The 14,276-nt window shown below is 35.2% G+C and carries 14 protein-coding genes; 10 read left to right on the forward strand and 4 right to left on the reverse strand.

From position 1 onward, the window contains the following. Positions 1–83: 83 nt before the first annotated feature. From recF to FORMB_RS00825, 3 genes are read left to right on the forward strand one after another with little or no spacing between them, the layout of a single operon-like run. Complete coding sequence (recF, locus tag FORMB_RS00815; RefSeq protein ID WP_069675649.1) at positions 84–1,163, forward strand: DNA replication/repair protein RecF; 1,080 nt, start codon at positions 84–86, stop codon at positions 1,161–1,163. After that, the gene (locus tag FORMB_RS00820) at positions 1,160–1,579 is read left to right on the forward strand and encodes a lipocalin family protein (RefSeq protein WP_157498049.1); all 420 of its coding nucleotides are present in this window, start codon (positions 1,160–1,162) and stop codon (positions 1,577–1,579) included. The genes recF and FORMB_RS00820 overlap by 4 nt, the downstream gene beginning before the upstream one ends. Beyond that, entirely contained in the window at positions 1,576–1,872 is a 297-nt protein-coding gene (locus FORMB_RS00825) for a DUF721 domain-containing protein (protein ID WP_069675651.1), read from the forward strand. The genes FORMB_RS00820 and FORMB_RS00825 overlap by 4 nt, the downstream gene beginning before the upstream one ends. A 61-nt stretch (positions 1,873–1,933) precedes the next feature. On the opposite strand, the gene FORMB_RS00830 is transcribed toward FORMB_RS00825, so the two are convergent. Then, complete coding sequence (locus tag FORMB_RS00830; RefSeq protein WP_069675652.1) at positions 1,934–2,353, reverse strand: nucleoside-diphosphate kinase; 420 nt, start codon at positions 2,351–2,353, stop codon at positions 1,934–1,936. Positions 2,354–2,442: 89 nt separating this feature from the next. Here FORMB_RS00830 and FORMB_RS00835 point away from each other — a divergent pair, with 89 nt between their 5' ends. From FORMB_RS00835 to FORMB_RS00845, 3 genes are read left to right on the forward strand one after another with little or no spacing between them, the layout of a single operon-like run. Further along, positions 2,443–3,459, forward strand: coding sequence for a DHH family phosphoesterase (locus FORMB_RS00835; RefSeq protein ID WP_069675653.1), 1,017 nt, complete (start codon positions 2,443–2,445; stop codon positions 3,457–3,459). Continuing rightward, positions 3,456–3,989 (forward strand): gliding motility-associated peptidyl-prolyl isomerase GldI, encoded by a 534-nt coding sequence (gene gldI, locus FORMB_RS00840; RefSeq protein ID WP_069675654.1) that lies wholly within the window; start codon positions 3,456–3,458, stop codon positions 3,987–3,989. Before FORMB_RS00835 ends, gldI begins: the two co-directional genes overlap by 4 nt. A 41-nt stretch (positions 3,990–4,030) precedes the next feature. Continuing rightward, a complete protein-coding gene (locus FORMB_RS00845) occupies positions 4,031–5,206 on the forward strand; it encodes a peptidylprolyl isomerase (protein WP_069675655.1) in 1,176 nt (391 codons plus the stop codon). Positions 5,207–5,387: 181 nt separating this feature from the next. Here the strand turns inward: FORMB_RS00845 and FORMB_RS00850 are convergent, their stop codons facing one another. After that, on the reverse strand, positions 5,388–6,848 hold the full coding sequence (locus FORMB_RS00850; RefSeq protein ID WP_069675656.1) for an aminoacyl-histidine dipeptidase: 1,461 nt from the start codon (positions 6,846–6,848) through the stop codon (positions 5,388–5,390). A gap of 75 nt (positions 6,849–6,923) precedes the next feature. Between FORMB_RS00850 and FORMB_RS00855 the strand changes: the two genes are divergently transcribed. Then, positions 6,924–7,982, forward strand: a complete 1,059-nt coding sequence (locus FORMB_RS00855; RefSeq protein ID WP_069675657.1) for a DUF3810 domain-containing protein — start codon at positions 6,924–6,926, stop codon at positions 7,980–7,982. A gap of 102 nt (positions 7,983–8,084) precedes the next feature. On the opposite strand, the gene FORMB_RS00860 is transcribed toward FORMB_RS00855, so the two are convergent. Together FORMB_RS00860 and FORMB_RS00865 are read right to left on the reverse strand one after the other, a co-directional pair. Further along, complete coding sequence (locus FORMB_RS00860) at positions 8,085–8,966, reverse strand: hypothetical protein (protein ID WP_069675658.1); 882 nt, start codon at positions 8,964–8,966, stop codon at positions 8,085–8,087. Positions 8,967–9,134: 168 nt separating this feature from the next. Continuing rightward, positions 9,135–10,001, reverse strand: a complete 867-nt coding sequence (locus FORMB_RS00865) for a hypothetical protein (RefSeq protein ID WP_069675659.1) — start codon at positions 9,999–10,001, stop codon at positions 9,135–9,137. A 186-nt stretch (positions 10,002–10,187) separates the two neighbouring features. Here FORMB_RS00865 and FORMB_RS00870 point away from each other — a divergent pair, with 186 nt between their 5' ends. The 3 genes from FORMB_RS00870 to FORMB_RS00880 are packed head-to-tail and all read left to right on the forward strand — an operon-like array spanning position 10,188 to position 14,233. Continuing rightward, positions 10,188–10,700, forward strand: a complete 513-nt coding sequence (locus FORMB_RS00870; protein WP_069675660.1) for an RNA polymerase sigma factor — start codon at positions 10,188–10,190, stop codon at positions 10,698–10,700. Between the two features lie 50 nt (positions 10,701–10,750). Next, on the forward strand, positions 10,751–11,656 hold the full coding sequence (locus FORMB_RS00875; RefSeq protein ID WP_069675661.1) for a FecR family protein: 906 nt from the start codon (positions 10,751–10,753) through the stop codon (positions 11,654–11,656). Continuing rightward, entirely contained in the window at positions 11,657–14,233 is a 2,577-nt protein-coding gene (locus FORMB_RS00880) for a TonB-dependent receptor (RefSeq protein ID WP_069675662.1), read from the forward strand. Positions 14,234–14,276: the final 43 nt, after the last annotated feature.

Consider the following 14,276-nt stretch of genomic DNA (forward strand, 5'->3'; position numbering starts at 1 on the left):
ATTATTTGTTATTTTTCAATAATTTGCAGCATCTTTTTAAAAGCCTCATAAGAAGATAATTAAAAAATATAGACCAATTTCACATGATTTTAAAATCATTAAACTTATTAAACTACAAAAATTTCGATGCCTTTTCGGTAGAATTTGATGCGAAAATCAATTGTTTCGTTGGCGCTAATGGTGTCGGAAAAACGAATATTTTAGACGCAATTTACCACCTCTCTTTTGGGAAAAGTTATTTCAACCCGATTGCCTCGCAAAACATCCGCCATGAAGAAGATTTTTTTGTGGTCGATGGTTTGTATGAAAAGAAGGATCGCGAAGAAAAAATAATCGTTTCTCTTAAAAGAGGTCAGAAGAAAATCATCAAACGAAACGGAAAAGCATACGATCGTTTTAGCGATCATATTGGTTTTTTACCCTTAGTGATTATATCGCCTACCGATCGCGATTTGATTACTGAAGGCAGTGATACCCGCCGGAAATTTATGGATGGTGTCATCTCTCAAAGTGACAAAAGCTATCTAGAAGCCTTATTAAATTACTCTAAAATACTGGCGCAAAGAAATGCGTTGTTAAAATATTTTGCCTTAAATAATAACTTTAATAAAGACTCGTTAGATGTTTATAATGAACAACTTAACGAGTATGGATGTGAGATTTACGACAAGCGAAAAACGTTTTTAGAAGTCTTTACGCCCATCTTTAAAAACCGCTATAAAGCAATTAGTAACAACAGCGAAGACGTTGACTTACAATACAACAGTCAGCTAAATGATTCCTCTTTAATGGAGTTGTTTGCAACTAGCATCAACAAGGATCGGATGCTACAATATACAAGTGTTGGAATTCATAAAGACGATTTAGATTTTTCTATTAAAGGGTATCCTATTAAAAAATTCGGAAGTCAAGGACAGCAAAAATCATTTTTAATTGCTTTGAAACTGGCACAATTTGATTTTATCAAAGCGCAAAGTGGTGAGACTCCCCTACTCCTACTGGATGATGTTTTTGACAAACTTGACGAACAACGGGTGGCTCAAATTATTCAATTGGTAAATGACGAGAATTTTGGACAATTATTTATTTCGGACACCCATGCCGACCGAACCGAGAAAGCCATTAAAAGCGTGCATCAATCGTATCAAATATTTCAACTGTGAAACAACTTATAGCCCTTTCGTTTTTTATTTTACTGAGTAGCTGCCAATCAGATGTGTCAACTTACATTCCTTTTGTAGAAGGCTATTGGGAAATTGTGAGCGTTACCAAGGATCAAAAAAAAGTCAAAGAATTTAAAATGAGTGGTTCTGTGGATTACTTTAAAGTGAATGCTGACTTATCGGGCTATCGAAAAAAAGTGACTCCACGATTTGATGGTGCTTTTGAGATCTCTCAGCATCAATCTGAATTTACCCTTTCTGTAACAGACGGTCGTTTATGGATTCATTACGATAACAATGACGTTGCTTACACTGAAGAAATCATGCGTGCCAACTCGGCAAGTTTAGTGACCTCCAATTCCGACGGATTTATATATACTTACAAACCTTATGAACCTTTAATTTTTGATGAATGAGTAAACGCCAAAACGATCCTTTCAAAATTGATGATTTAATGAAGTCCTTTGTGAAAGAAAATAAACTCGAAAAAGGGTTGGACAAAGTGAACGTGGAAGCTGCCTGGGCAGATATGATGGGCAACGGCGTCAATAACTACACCAACAGCGTGAAACTTCATAAAGACACGCTCTATGTAGAGCTAAGCTCTTCTGTTTTAAGAGAGGAATTGAGCTATGGAAAAGACAAAATCATTAGTATGCTGAACGAATCTCTTGGGAAAAACCTCATCACAAAATTAATTTTAAGGTAGTATTGGGTATAAAAAAAGCCACAATAGAATTGCAGCTTTTAAAATATTTTATTGAACGTATTTAAAACATCTCTCTTCCTGAAAAATGGAAAGCACCTTCAATTGCAGCGTTTTCATCACTGTCACTTCCATGCACTGCATTTTCGCTAATAGAATCTGCAAACATATTACGGATGGTTCCTTCTACAGCTTCTGCTGGATTTGTTGCACCAATTAAAGTTCTGAAATCTTCTACTGCATTTTCCTTTTCAAGAATTGCCGCCACAATAGGGCCACGCGTCATGTAAGTTACCAGTTCGCCATAAAATGGACGCTCACTATGAACGGCATAAAAAGCTTCGGCATCTGCCTTTGTAAGTTGTGTTAATTTCATCGCTACGATTCTGAAACCTGAAGCTGTGATTTTTTCTACGATTCCACCTATATTCCCTTTTTCAACAGAATCGGGCTTAAGCATTGTAAACGTTTTGTTAGTTACCATGGTCTTTGTATAAATTTTGTGCAAAAATAAGGTTTTTCTACAAATAATTGAGCTTCCAACTATTTTAAAAAATTGTATCTTTGCACGCTATGAATACAGCAGAAATTTTAGACCTTAAAAAAATATTATCCACACCTAAAAAAGTGGTCATTGTCCCTCATAAAAATCCAGATGGAGACGCTATGGGCTCCACTTTAGGATTGTTACATTACCTTAAAAAATTAGGACATTCGGCAACCGTGATTGCGCCCAATGACTACCCAGAGTTTTTGAAATGGATTTCAGGAACCAAAGAGGTTCTTATATATGAAGAAGACACTATTGCTTCTGAGGCACTCATTTCCGAAGCTGATCTTATTTTTACTTTAGACTTCAATGCACTACACCGATGTGGTGCGATGGGTACGCCTATTGAAAATTCAAGTGCCATTAAAATTATGATTGATCATCACCAACAACCGGATGATTATGCGACCTATGTCTATTCTGACGTGAGTATGTGTTCGACTTGCGAAATGGTGTATCATTTTATCGAAATGATGGGTGATTTAGAGCTGATAGATGTCGCTATTGGAGAAGCATTATATACAGGTATTATGACCGATACTGCTTCGTTCCGATTTCCGCTAACCACGAGTACTACCCACCGAGTGATTGCACATTTAATTGACGTTGGGGTTGAGAAATCAAACATTCACAACGCGGTGTATGATACCAATAGTTTAGGTCGTCTCCAACTTATGGGCTGTGCCTTAAATAATTTAAGATTTTTAGAAGAATTCCACACTTCTTATATCAGTTTAACCAATAAGGAATTGGATGCGCATGATTTTCAAAAAGGAGATACGGAAGGCTTGGTGAATTATGGCTTGTCGCTGAAAGGTGCTAAATTTGCCGTCATATTTATTGAACACCGTGAAGAAAGTATCATTAAAATCTCATTTCGATCTAAGGGTCCTTTTGATGTAAATGCTTTCGCAAGAACACATTTTAACGGAGGTGGACACAAGAATGCGTCTGGCGGACGTAGCAACCTCAATCTTGAAGATACCATTGCAAAATTTATTAGTATATTGTCTGACTATAAATCGGAACTAAATTCATGAAGCACCTTTTGATATTCATATTCACTATTTCAATCTTTACTAGCTGTAAACCTTCGGAAGCGAGACGTCCCATCTCAAACAATTCAGGCTCGTTTATTGACGCCTCGATTGAACGTAACAAGCAATTGAACAATAGAGAATATGCGCAGATTGAGGCTTTCATTACAGACTCTGACAAACCTTTTCAATCTTCAGAATATGGGTTTTGGTATGCCTACAACACTAAAATAGAAACGAATACGCAAACCCCTAAGTTTGGCGATTTAGTACAGTACACCTATGCACTTAAAACTTTAGAGAGACAAGTCATTTATCCCGTAAAAGAACTAGAAACACAAAGCTATTATATCGACCAACAAGAATTATTTTCTGGATTGAGAGAAGGTTTAAAACTCATGAAAGAAGGCGAATCGATTACTTTTCTATTTCCATCTCAAAAAGCATATGGCTACTATGGAGATGAGGAGAAAATCGGTAGCAATGTACCGCTCGTTTGCGACGTTTCTTTATTAAAACTCACCAATAACTAACACACTATAATCTATTTAAAACCCAATAAAAATTCAAAAAAATGAAATTCACAAAAGTATTTATCCAATTATTTGCAGCAGGATTGCTGATTAGTTCCACCAGTTGCCAAGAACAATATCCAGATTTAGGCGATGGTATGTTTGCCGAATTTGTAACGTCTAAAGACACGATCATTATACAGTTGTTTTATGACAAAGTGCCATTAACAGTTGCTAATTTTGTAGGTCTTGCTGATGGGACTCACCCTATGTTGCCCGATTCTTTAAAAGGGAAGCCCTATTATGATGGGACTGTTTTTCACAGAGTGATTGACAACTTTATGATTCAAGGTGGCGACCCCACTGCGACTGGTTCTGGAAGCCCAGGATTCAAATTTGGAGATGAATTTGACGAAAGTCTAAAACATGACAAACCAGGGATTCTGTCCATGGCCAATTCTGGACCTGCCACCAACGGTAGCCAGTTTTTTATTACCGAAAAACCAACTCCACACCTTGATAATAGACATTCTGTTTTTGGAGAAGTGGTTAAAGGCTTCTCAGTTGTTGATACCATCTCTAACGTTAAAGTCACTCCGGGATCTAACAAGCCTTTGGAAGACGTTAAAATATTAAAATTGAACATCATTCGTCAAGGAATGAGCGCCAAAGGATTTGATGCTGTGGACACATGGAACACAGAGCTTCCTTTGTTAGAAGAAAAACGTTTACAAAAACTTGAAGACGCAAAGCAAAAAGCGGAAGAAGCTAAAAAAATTGCGGAAGAAAAAATGGAGATGGCTGCCAAAGAAATGGTTCCTGTATTAAATATTTATAAGAGCAAAGCAACACAGCAAACTTCTGGATTACTCGTTTACAACATCACAAAAGGCAACGGAGTTAAACCAAAAACTGGCAACACAGTTAAGCTTAATTATGAAGGCTATTTTACGGATGGTAAATTATTTGGAACTAACATTAAAACAGTGGATGAAAAATGTGGCACATATGACATCCGAAAAGAACAACAAGGTGCTTATAGCGCGATGCCCATGAAAATTGATCCAGAAGCGCAAATGATACCCGGTTTCAAAGAAGGTGTGTTTGATATGTCTGTAGGAGACAAAACATTCTTATACCTTCCTTCTTATCTTGCTTACGGAGAAAAAGGGCGTGGACCGATCCAACCAAATACAGATTTAATGTTTATTATTGAAATGCTAGAAATTGCTGAATAATTTTCAATTACAATAAAACAAAAGAGGCTGTTTAAAAAGACTCTGCTTTGTCAATCTGAACCTGCCTACCGTCAGAAAATTCTGCCTGACGGTAGGCAGGTTCATTTCAGATTCTGAAACAAGTTCAGAATGACAGAAATTCTACTTTTTAGACGACCTCTTTTATGGGGTAAAATGAGTGTTATACTTTTGGAATCTCTTTTAAAATCTCTAAAACAAAGACCCAAAATTTCTGAACAGAAGAAATCTGAGCGCGTTCATCAGGAGAATGCGCCCCTCTGATATTCGGTCCAAAACTGATCATTTCCATATCGGGATAATTCGTTCCTAAAAGACCGCATTCTAAACCGGCATGACAGGCCGCTACATGTGGTTTTTCGTTGTATAGTTTTTCGTATAAAGATCTCAATACTTTCAAAATAGATGAATCCATATCGGGTTCCCAACCTGGGTAATCCCCTGAAAGCTCTACCTCGCAGCCAATAAGCTCAAAGGTTGCACGCAACATCATTGCTAAATCCATTTTAGAGGATTCCACAGAAGAACGTGTGAGGCAGCCTATTTTGACATTTCCTCCTTTGATAATGACACGGGCAATATTATTAGATGTTTCTACCAATTCAGGAATGTCGGGACTCATGCGGTACACGCCATTCCACGCAGCATAAATAGCCCTTGTTAACCCTTCTTGAACACCCAAGTCCATCATCACTTTTGGCGTGTCAATTTTAGTAAACTCAACCGTTAAATCTGGTTCCATTGTTTTGAGTTCTGTCTGAATCGCTTCAACTTGTAGGCCCATTTCGTACTTAAAAGCATCTTCTTGTACTAGGTCTATCGACACAATTGCTTTGCTCTCCCTAGGAATCGCGTTGCGTAAACTTCCACCATCAATTTCAGATATTCGCAATCCGAAATTTTCAAAGGCATCAAATAACAAACGGTTCATTATTTTATTGGCATTCCCAAACCCTTTATGAATATCCATCCCTGAATGTCCCCCTTGCAATCCTTTAACTTCTATGGAATAGCCTATTTTGGTTTCAGGAGTTGGTTCTTCGTTATACGTCCCTACGGCGGTGACATCAATGCCTCCGGCACAGCCCACGCCAATTTCGTCATCATCTTCGGTATCTAGGTTTAAAAGAATTTCTCCTTTTAACAAGCCTCCTTTTAGACCCATCGCACCTGTCATGCCAGTTTCTTCATCAATCGTAAACAAGGCTTCAATAGCAGGGTGTGGAATGTCGGTACTTTCTAAAATTGCCATAATGGTTGCGACGCCTAAGCCGTTATCGGCTCCTAGAGTCGTTCCATTTGCTTTGACCCAATCCCCATCAACAATCATCTCAATACCTTGGGTTAAAAAATCAAAATCAGTATCACTGTTTTTCTGATGTACCATATCTAAATGTGATTGCATGACAATGGCTTTTCGGTCTTCCATGCCTGCTGTGGCTGGTTTTTTGATGATCACATTCCCTACCGTATCTTCTACGGTTTCAAGGTTTAGATTTTTCCCAAAATCTTTCATAAATGCAATGACGCGTTCTTCTTTTTTAGAAGGACGGGGCACGGCATTCAAATCTGCAAATTTGTTCCAAACTGCTTTGGGTTCCAGTTTACGAATGTCTTGGCTCATAATAGATATATTTTTTTGTTGCACAAAGGTACGGATTCCTTCCCGATCATAAATTAAAATTATTACTTTTGAGTGATGTCTAAAAAAGGGAAAATCATTCTTGCGTTGAGTTTGCTGCCTCAATACTTTCTTCTAAAAGTAGCGAAGCAGTATCCTGAATTTATCGAGGCCTATTATAGTATGGGTATTTTTCCTGCACTCTCAAAACTACTAAACACAGCTTTTAAATGGATTCCCTTTTCTGTGGGCGATCTGTTGTACATCGCCTTGATTGTTTATGTGATTCGTTGGGCGATTGTCAATTGGAAACGTCTCAGAACAGATCCCAAAGCGTGGGGTTTGGATGTGTTATCTTTTGTGTCCCTTCTCTATTTCATGTTTCATTTGTGTTGGGGGTTTAATTATTACCGAGTGCCTTTACATACGACACTCAATTTAAATCCAAAATATACCACGGCTCAATTAAAATCGGTTACCAACCAACTGGTTTTAAAAACGAATGCACTGCACTTTGCGATCACACAAGATTCTTTATTAAAAACGACCCTCCCCTATGCATTTTCTGAACTGACTGAAATCAGTCAAACGGGTTATTCTCAATTAGAAAAGGTGTATCCAAATTTTAAACACGACGGCAAAAACAGTAAGAAATCACTATTTAGTACGCCCTTGACGTATATGGGGTTTAGTGGCTATGTGAACCCATTGACGCTAGAAGCGCACATCAATGCTGTAATGCCTGCCAATTCTATGCCGACTACGATTGCGCACGAACAAGCGCATCAGTTGGGCTATGCGGCAGAGAACGAAGCTAATTTTATTGGATTTTTGGCGAGCATCCATAATGAAGACCCCTATTTCAACTATGCAGGTTATAAATTTGCGTTGCGCTATTGTTTAATAGAATTATCTAAAAGGGATCCGGATGCCTACGACTCTGTTTTATGCACGATCAACCCTGGTATCTTAGAAGATTATCAGGAAGCGTTTGACTTCTGGAGTGCTTATAACAACCCTCTGGAACCTATTTTCAAAAAGTTTTACAGCCATTTCTTAAAGGCAAACAACCAAGTCAAAGGCATTGAGAGTTATAGCTATGTGGTGGCGCTTTTGGTGGATTATTTGGAGGATTAAAAATTAAGCTAATAAAACCACTACACTACCACACCCCTCCAAAAAAAATAGCTTGAATCAAAAGACCCAAGCTACTTTGTTTAAACTGTAAAATATTATTACTTACTCACAACTTTCATAGAGAGCGTCAAGCTCTTCGTCACTGTTAGCAGTTTGTTGAGAACCATCTTCAAACTCTACTGTAATTGGGTAAGAAATTATGAAAGAATCTTGTTCTGTAAGCTGACTTAAAAACTCCATAAGTCCATCGTAACCATTAAAGGTTTCTACAGTTCCGTTGCCTGAAACCAAAGAGAATGGAAATACAATTTCAAAACATTGCTCTTCACAGTCATCACAATCTTCAATGTCATAACAATCGTTATAAAGTGTATCAAATTCTTGAGGACTGTTTACAGTTGCCTGAGTTCCATCCGTTAAAGTCACTGAGATTGGATATACAAATCCTACAAATTCAAAATTATACAAATCTTGTTCAGAATTTACAACGACTTCATTTCCGTCATAATCAAGAGCGGTTAGAGGGTAATTCAGTTCAAAACATTCATCGTTATAATCATCATCGTCGTCATGATCAAAATCATAACAATCATCTAATAACATTTCTAACTCTTCGTACGAAGAAATGGTTTGCTGAGTTCCGTCCGACATGGTAACATCAAAAGGCACTTCAATATAAACTTCTGATTCATTTGTTAAGTTTTCTAAGAAAGCTTCTACATCTTCATCACTATTGAAGGTCGTACTGGTTTCTCCATCGGAAACAGTGTAAGGATAGTTGATGATAAAACACTCTCCTTCTTCAACATAATCAGATTCTTGGTTTGAAGTTGTAGCTGTTCTGGCGCTATTAAATAAGTTTGTCATTAATTCAGTAGAAACACCTTCTTCAATCTCTTCAGCTATAACCTCTTCATTATTGTCTTTGCTACAAGCACTAAATAGAAGCAAAAAAACAAGTGATAATTTTAATAAATATTTCATTCTTAAAAGTTTATGGTTAATTAATTTTTAATAATCAGCAATTTAATAAATATTTAATTGTAAGACACACATAATAAAAAAAATGATTTTTATGTTTCACTTAACAAAAATAGCTTGGATCAAATGATCCAAGCTATTTTATGAAATTAAATATACTTGCCAATATTTTTACTCACAATCCTCATATAAAGCAACAAGTTCTTCATCACTATTAACTGATTGCTGAGATCCATCTTCAAACTCCACTGTAATAGGATAAGAAATCACAAACGTATCATCCTCAGTAAGACCGCTTAAAAAGTCCCAAAGATCATCGTAATCATTTATGGTTTCTAAATTACCATCATTTACAACAAAAGAGAATGGGAATACGATTTCAAAACATACATAATCACAGTCATCACAATCTTCGATGCCATAACAGTCATTATAAAGAGCGTCAAAGTCTTGGGAGTTGTTTACAGTCACTTGAGTTCCATCTGTTAAAGTTACAGAAATAGGATATACAAATCCTGTAAACTCAAAAGAAAATAATTCTTGTTCAGAATTAACAGTCACTTCATTTCCATCAGAATCATGAGCTGTTAGGGGAAAATCCAGTTCAAAACATGAATCAGAAGGACCTTGGTCACCACCATAACATGAATCTATTAACATAAAAAACTCATCGAAAGTCGTAATGGTTTGTTGAGTGCCATCAGCTAAAGTAACATCAAAAGGGACCTCAATAGAGATTGCTGAATTTCCTGTTAAACTTGATAAATAAGCTTCTAATTCTTCATCACTATTAACCGTTGTACTCGTTTGTCCATCCGAAATAGAGTAAGGATAGTTGATGACAAAACACTCTCCGTCTTCCAGATAATCAGATTCTTGATTCGAAGTTCTAGCACTGAACGCACTATTTGTTAAGTTTGTAATTAATTCCGTAGAAACACCTTCCTCTTTAACTTCTGGTGTGATCTCGTCGTTGTCTTTGCTACATGAACTTAATATCAACAAAAAAACAAGTGATAATTTTAATAAATTTTTCATATTTAATAATTTAGGTTTAAATAGTTTGTGTGCAACTTAATACACCGTTATGAATTATAAACAACCAAATTAGGAACAACCCTACTTTATTTTAAAATTATTTTATAAAATACTATTAAACAGTATTTTACTTGCTAAATATTTTTTGTTTAATTTTGGTTTTTAATTTAGTACCGCCAAATTGAAATGACAAAAAACAACAAATCGGTCTGTGAATCGAAACATTTTGAGATGCTCTTCAATACGCATTCAACGCTTTTAAGAAACTATATTTATTACAAATGTGGCGATTTTAATTTAGCGGAAGATATGGTACAGGAAGCCTTTATAAGTTTATGGAATCACTGTGAAAAAGTTAATTATGACGAAGCCTTATTTTATCTAAAAAGGATTGCTAATAATAATTTTTTGAATACTGTAAAACATCAAAAAGTAGTGTTAAACTATAGTAAGTTTAAAGGATCTGAAGTGAATAATGAAAGTCCCGAATTTATATATGAAGAAAAAGAATTTATGAAAAAACTTCAAGATGCGATTGCTATTTTACCAGAAAAACAAAGAGAAGTGTTTTTGTTAAATAGGATTGATAAAATGACCTATAAAGAAATCGCAGCATTGCTGAATTTATCTGTAAAAGCGGTTGAGAAAAGGATGCATAATGCATTAGTTGTCTTGAGAGAAAAAATAGGAAATATTTAAAAAGTAGGGTGTTCAGCTAAACAGTTGTTTATAATACAGTAACGACATTTATGGAAACTAGAAATAAAGATACATTGTTAGCCAGATGGTTAACTGATGATTTAACATCTAAAGAAGCTCAGGACTTTAAAGCCTCTGAAGCCTATCATTCTTATGAAAAGATATCAACCTATGCGAATCATCTAGAAACGCCTCCCTATGATAAAGCGAAAGCTTGGAAGGCTGTTTCAAATCAAACAGTCGATAAAGCTAAAGTAAGACCCTTGTATTACAATTGGGCGACAGGAATCGCAGCGTCTATCGTATTGCTTTTTGGTATGTTTTATGGTTTAAATACAGGTACTACCACACATCAGTCTGATTATGGTACGCAATTATCAGTGGTGCTTCCAGATGGGTCTGAAGCCATTTTAAATGCCAATTCAAAAATTGAATTCAATACAACAGATTGGAAGAATGAAAACAGAACTTTAGAATTGGATGGTGAAGCTTATTTTAAAGTTAAAAAAGGCTCCCTATTTACTGTAAAAACTTCAAAAGGAAACGTAGCCGTTTTAGGAACTCAATTTAACGTAAATAGTGATGCTAATTCCCTTGAAGTTAAATGTTATACAGGAAAAGTAAGGGTTTCTGATGCTACAAACACCGCTGTTTTAACCTCCGGAAACGCCTATAGAATTATTGATGCTTCTGAAGAGAAGTGGACTTTTAAAACTACAGACCGTTCTTGGCTAAACCACGAAAGCACTTTTTACAATGCGCCTCTATCTAGCGTATTTACAAGCTTAGAAAATCAATTTGAGATTACGATAAAAAACAAAAACAACTATTTAAACCAACGGTTTACAGGAAGTTTTATTAATGATGATAAAAACTTAGCGTTAAAAACAGTCCTTGAAGCAATGAATATTGGTTACGTTTTTAATAAAAACAACGTTATTCTTGCCGTGTATTAAATGAAACAATATCTATTTTTTTTAGTATTTATTTTTGTTTTCAACAACTTACCCGCACAGGAAAATTTAAATCAAAAGTACACAAATCAACCATTAGAAATGGTTCTAAACAGGCTTCAAAAACAGTTTGAAGCGCGGTTTTCATATCCATCAAAATTAATTGAAAACGAAAAAGTTACAATCACGATTGACTCCACATCACTCGTTCGTAATTTAAATAGTATTGAATCACAAACGGCTCTTATATTTCAGGAGATTGGTGTTAATAATTTTATCTTAAAAACAACACAAACCCAACAACAATTCAGTATTTGCGGATATATTTTTGATGCTAAAAACAGATTGCCAATAACAGATGTTACAATAGCTCCCCTCAAAAGAACTAAAAATTATACTTCTCAAACGAATGGCTATTTTGAGTTATTTAATTTAAAAAATACAACTCGAATTAAATTCCAACGATTGGGCTACAAAACACTTGTCCTAAGTGTTTCAGAATTTAAAAAGAACTGTAAAGAAATCTTCCTAACAGAAAAAGCCATCACACTGAATGAAGTGACTATTCAAAATTATCTAACCACAGGATTTACAAAAAACAAGGATGGGTCTATAAATGTGAAGCCAAGGAAAACCCAAATTCTACCAGGGTTGATTGAGGCCGATGTTTTACAAAGTGCGCAACTTATTCCCGGGATCCAAAGTCCCGACGAAACCGCAACAGGATTGAATATTAGAGGTAGTACTCCAGATCAAAACCTCATTGTTTTTGATGGCATTAAAATATACCATTACGATCATTTTTTTGGAATGCTTTCAGCTTTTAACACCAACATCATAGACGATGTGGTAATCTTTAAAAACGCAAGTCCTTCAAAATATAGAAGTCATCTTTCAGGTGTGATTGACATAAGAACAGACACCACGATTCCAAAAAAAATAAAAGGAGGTGTCGGAATAAATATGATTTACACCAATGCTTTTTTAAAAATACCTGTGAGTAAAAAACTTGGAATTCAAATGTCGGCAAGACGCTCTTTTTCAGATGCTTTAAAAACTATTACTTTTGACAGCTATTCAGATTATGTCTTTCAAAATACAAAAATAACAGATCAAAATGCAGTATTTGACACGGAACAATCTAAAAAAAACAACACCTATTATTTTGAAGATTATACCTTATCAGGCCTATTTAAACTTTCTCCAAAAAGTGAACTAAAATTTAGCTCCATCTACTCCAATAATAATTTGAATTTTAAATCTCAATTTAAAGAAATCAATCAATTTACCATAGACCAATTAACTATTGAAAATTTAGGCCTCAATATAAATTACACGACAAATTGGACTGAAAAATTCAAATCAAAACTATCTGCAAGTTTTTCAAGTTATGATTTTAGTTATAGTGGCGAAGAACTCTTGGATGCATTTTTTAGTTATGAAACGGTTAAGAAAAATAAAACAAATGACACAAACCTATCATTAGATGTAGATTATAAATTTAATAAGAACCATTCGATCATGACCGGTTACGATCTTATCATCAATGATATTAGCTACACAATTGGCCGTCTCTCAGATGTTATTTTTGATGATGATTATACCTTAGAATCTCTGAATAGCAAAAACTACACACATTCCTTGTTTAATGAATATCGTTTTAAAAACAAGCAATTTTCAATACATACAGGGTTACGGACTACGTATTTCTCCACTTTGAAAACCATTTATTTTCAACCAAATTTAAATGCAAACCTAAGCATCAATAACAATCTTAGTGTACAGTTGTCTTTAGAGAAAACAAATCAATTTGTAAGTCAGATCGTTGAATTTGAAACACAAAATTTTGGTTTAGAAAATCAAGTTTGGGCATTGTCCAATAGCTCCGAAATTCCTGTTTTAGAAAACAAACAAGCCTCGGTTTCTGCCATCTTTAAAAAACATGATTGGTACATAGATGTTGCTGCATATATCAAACAAAGTAACGGAATCACCTCTTTAACAAAAGGATTTAACAGAGAAGTTGCTGATTTTTCTACAGGGAAAAGCGAAACAAAAGGATTCGAGTTAATGGTTAAAAAAGAGTTGAATAATTTTTCTACACTCGTAAGCTACGCACTCACAGATAATACGTTTCAATTTAAAGATTTAAATAGCGGTGCTGATTTTCAAGGGAATTTTGACATCAGACAGTATTTAACAATTGTACAAACCTTCAAATTAAATGATTTAGAATTTTCAGCTGGTTGGCGATTTAAAACTCCAAGACCCTATACGCCCGCACTGGGCTTGATTGGTGACAATGCTGATAATATTCAGATTAATTATGGCGATATTAACAGTGCGCGACTGGACAACTACAACCGATTTGATGTATCCTCATCCTATAAGTTTAAAATTTCTAAAACACTCGAGAGTACTATCGGAGTTTCTTTGCTAAATGTGTTTAATAAAAGCAATAATATTTCTAGGTATCACAGAATTATACTGGATATAGACAGTGCTTCTTTTAAATTAAGAGAACTTAATAAATTTTCAATCGCAAGAACTCTAAACATGAGTTTTCAGCTAAAATTTTAAGACACCCCTTGCAGCTTGATGTTGTTAAAAACACTCATTTATT

Origin of the sequence: Formosa sp. Hel1_33_131, assembly GCF_001735745.1 — a bacterium.
Classification (GTDB): Bacteria; Bacteroidota; Bacteroidia; order Flavobacteriales; family Flavobacteriaceae; genus Hel1-33-131.